Below are 3,286 nucleotides of genomic sequence, written 5' to 3' on the forward strand. Positions count from 1 at the left end.
CCTGGCACCACCCCGAACCCCGGCACCACCCCGAGAAGGACGAATCGCCATGAAGATCTCCGGCAGCCCACAAGGACCACCGCTCACCCGCCGCGGCCTGCTCAAGGGCGGGGCCCTGCTGGCGGGCGGCCTCGCCGCCGCGCCGGTGCTCGGCGCCTGCGGCGGCTCCGGCGGCAGCGGCGGCAAGCGCGTCGTCGTCGCCGACTGGGGCGGCGCGCTCGTCGAGGCCGAGAAGAAGTACATCTTCGAGCCGTTCAGCAAGGAGACCGGCATCGAGGTCGTCGTCGCCGGGCCGCCGACCGGCGCCAAGATCAAGGGGATGGTGGACACCGGCAACATCGAATGGGACCTGATCGCCGGAGGCCCGGGAACGGTCCTGCCGATCGGACGCGACTACTTCGAGCCGCTGCCCGACTCGCTGCTCAACATCCCCGGCATCGACCCGTCCTACGTGGACAAGAACTGGCTCACCTACTACCTGTTCTCGGTCGTCATGGCCTGGAACACCTCCGCGCTGGGCGCAGGAAAGAAGCTGACGAGCTGGACCGACTTCTGGGACACCGAGAAGTTCCCGGGACGGCGCGCGCTCCGGGGCGCCGACAACGGCGTGCCGCCGGACATGGAGTTCGCGGTGCTGGGCGACGGCGTCGACGTGAAGTCGGTGTACCCGATCGACGTCGACCGCGCGTTCCGCAGCTTCGACCGGATCAAGCGCCAGGTGCCGCAGTGGTGGTCGTCCGGCGCCCAGCCCGGCCAGATGCTGGTCAGCAAGCAGGTCGCCGCCAGCAGCATCTTCTCCGGGCGGATCGGCGAGCTCAAGGCGAAGGGCGCGCCGCTGGACTTCACCTGGAACGGCGGCATGTTCGAGCTGGCGAGCTGGTCGGTCATCAAGGACGCGCCGAACAAGGCCAACGCCTTCAAGTTGATGGAGTACTCCGTCCGGCCCCAGGTGCAGGCCACCGTCTGGGGCAAGTACCCCAACGGCCCGGCGAACGCCAAGGCCCTCGACCTGATGGACAAGGAGTTCGCGAAGACGCTCCCCTCGCACCCGAAGAACCTGGAGGTGCAGTTCCTCCAGAACAGCGAGTGGTGGGGCAAGAACCGCGACGCCGTCCTGAAGCGGTTCCAGCAGTTCGCCGCGACCTGACCGGCCCGCCCCGCCCCCCGCACGCATCACGCATCGAGGAGAACGCCGTGGAATCACTGGCAGGCCGCGCCTATGTCGTCACCGGAGGTGGCACCGGCATCGGCGCGGCCACCGCCCTCCGCCTCGCCGAACTCGGTGCGTCGGTGACCGTGCTGGGGCGCCGCAGGGACCCCCTGGAAGCGGTCGCCGCCGAGGTGGGGCGCCGGGGCGGCGACGCCCTGGCCTGCCCCGCCGACGTGCGCGACCCCGCCGCCGTCGAGGAGGGCGTCGAGGCGGCCCTGGACCGGTTCGGCCGGATCGACGGGCTGGTCAACAACGCCGCAGGCAACTTCGTCACGCCCGCCGAGCGGTTGTCGCCGAACGGCTGGCGCGCGGTCGTCGACATCGTCCTCAACGGCTCGTGGAACTGCACGTCGGCGGTGGCCCGGCGGATGATCGACGCCGGCCGGCCGGGCTCGATCGTCAGCGTGATCGCGACGTACGCCTGGACGGGGCATCCGGGCACCGTGCACAGCGCCGCCGCCAAGGCCGGCGTCGTCTCGATGACCCGGACCCTGGCCGTGGAGTGGGCGCGCTACGGCATCCGGCTCAACTGCATCGCCCCCGGCCCGACCGAGACCGAGGGCGCGGGCAGCGCGCTCTGGGCAGCGCCGGAGGAGCGCGAGCGGGTCCTGTCGTCGGTGCCGCTGCGCCGCTTCGCAGGCGCGCCCGAGATCGGCGACCTGACCGGCTTCCTGCTGAGCGACCGCGCCGGGTACGTCACCGGCGCGATCCTCACGGCGGACGGCGGCCAGTCGCTCGGCAGGCAGATCTACGGCCCGCCCATCGGCGAGGGCTCCGGGGCGGCCGGAACCCGGCGCTGACCCCGGAGTTGCACCCCTACCGCCGCGCCGGGGGAGAGGTGCCGCCCGCCCCCAGCGCGGCTGAGGCTCATGGCGGGTTCTGGCCGGTCTCGGGGAAGCCGGGCAGGCCCGGCTCCGGGCGCACGCCGAGGGAGTTCAGCGTCACCGAGACCGTCCAGTAGCGGCCGACGACGGCGATCAGGTCGATGAGCTGGGCTTCGCCGTAGGTCCGCGCCAGGTCGGCCCAGGTGGGATCGGACAGGCGGCCGTCGTCGTGGAGCTCGTCCACCGCGCGCAGCAGGGTCGCCTGGAACGCCGTCCAGCCCTCGGCGCCCGGGCCGAGGGGGACGCGCTCGATCTCCTCGGCGGTCAGCCCGGCGGCGCGTCCCATGCGGGTGTGCTGGCCGAAGGCGTACTCGGAGCGGCGGCGCCAGGCGATGCGCAGGATGGCCAGCTCGCGGTCGCGCCCGGGCAGCGACGATGCGCCGAGCAGGTACTCCTGGAGCGGCCGCTGCGCCTTCATCAGGCCGGGGTTGTGCGCCCAGGTGCGGGAGATGTGGGCCGTGCCGGTGCCGGCCGCCGCGCCGAACAGCTCGCGTTCGAGCCGGTGGTAGGCGTCGACGGGCACCGGGTCGATGCGGGGCTCGTCGGCGCTCACGTTGCGTCCTCGGTGTCGTGGCCGACCACGGTGCGCACCTGGCCGCCGGGGCCGCGGTCCACGCCGACGACGGTGGGGATCGGGAAGTGCGGCGCCAGGATGACGGCCTTGCGGTCGGCCGCGAGCGCGGCGATCCGCTCCCGGCTGCGCACCGACTCGGCGGGGTCGTGGTCGACCGACGGCAGCCAGTGGGGATGCTCCACGTGCACGGGGTGGTGCAGCAGGTCTCCGGCCAGGATCGCGGTCTCGCCGCCGGACGCCACGACCACCGACACGTGCCCGGGGGTGTGGCCGGGCGTGGGCAGGACGGTGATCTCCTCGGAGAGCTCCAGCTCGCCGTCGAAGGTGTGCAGCCGTCCGGCGTCCGCCACCGCCCGCAGGCGCGCGCGCACAGGGGCGGTCGTGCCGCGGTTGAAGGCGATGGCGTCGACCTCGTCACCGGACCAGTAGGCGACCTCCCGCTCGTTCACGTGGACGGTCGCGTTCGGGAACGTGAGGCCGCCCTCGTCGTCCTTGATCAGCCAGCCGCAGTGGTCGGAGTGCAGATGCGTCTGCACGATCCGGTCGACGTCGCCGGGCTCGATGCCGAGGGCGGCCAGCCACGCGGGCATCTCCCCCGCCCCCGCCATCCCCTCGATC

4 protein-coding genes are annotated in these 3,286 nt (G+C 72.9%); 2 read left to right on the forward strand and 2 right to left on the reverse strand.

Features of this window, described 5'->3' with window-relative positions:
* Positions 1 to 49 precede the first annotated feature (49 nt).
* Together E1298_RS45450 and E1298_RS45455 are read left to right on the forward strand one after the other, a co-directional pair.
* Entirely contained in the window at positions 50 to 1,147 is a 1,098-nt protein-coding gene (locus E1298_RS45450) for an ABC transporter substrate-binding protein (protein WP_131903574.1), read from the forward strand.
* Positions 1,148 to 1,194: 47 nt separating this feature from the next.
* Positions 1,195 to 2,010: an SDR family oxidoreductase gene (locus E1298_RS45455; RefSeq protein ID WP_207945248.1), complete on the forward strand. Its 816-nt coding sequence runs from the start codon at positions 1,195 to 1,197 to the stop codon at positions 2,008 to 2,010.
* Positions 2,011 to 2,077: 67 nt separating this feature from the next.
* Here E1298_RS45455 and E1298_RS45460 read toward each other — a convergent pair whose 3' ends face one another.
* Positions 2,078 to 2,647, reverse strand: a complete 570-nt coding sequence (locus E1298_RS45460; protein ID WP_131903575.1) for a carboxymuconolactone decarboxylase family protein — start codon at positions 2,645 to 2,647, stop codon at positions 2,078 to 2,080.
* The coding region (locus E1298_RS45465; protein ID WP_207945249.1) for an MBL fold metallo-hydrolase at positions 2,644 to 3,286 on the reverse strand (643 nt) is incomplete at its 5' end. The genes E1298_RS45460 and E1298_RS45465, both read right to left, overlap by 4 nt.

Origin of the sequence: Actinomadura rubrisoli (assembly GCF_004349215.1) — a bacterium.
Classification (GTDB): Bacteria; Actinomycetota; Actinomycetes; order Streptosporangiales; family Streptosporangiaceae; genus Spirillospora; species Spirillospora rubrisoli.

Bases quoted from the DNA above. Each gene is read 5' to 3' on its own strand.
- E1298_RS45450 (WP_131903574.1), top strand. From the start codon at position 50: ATGAAGATCTCCGGCAGCCCACAAGGACCACCGCTCACCCGCCGCGGC.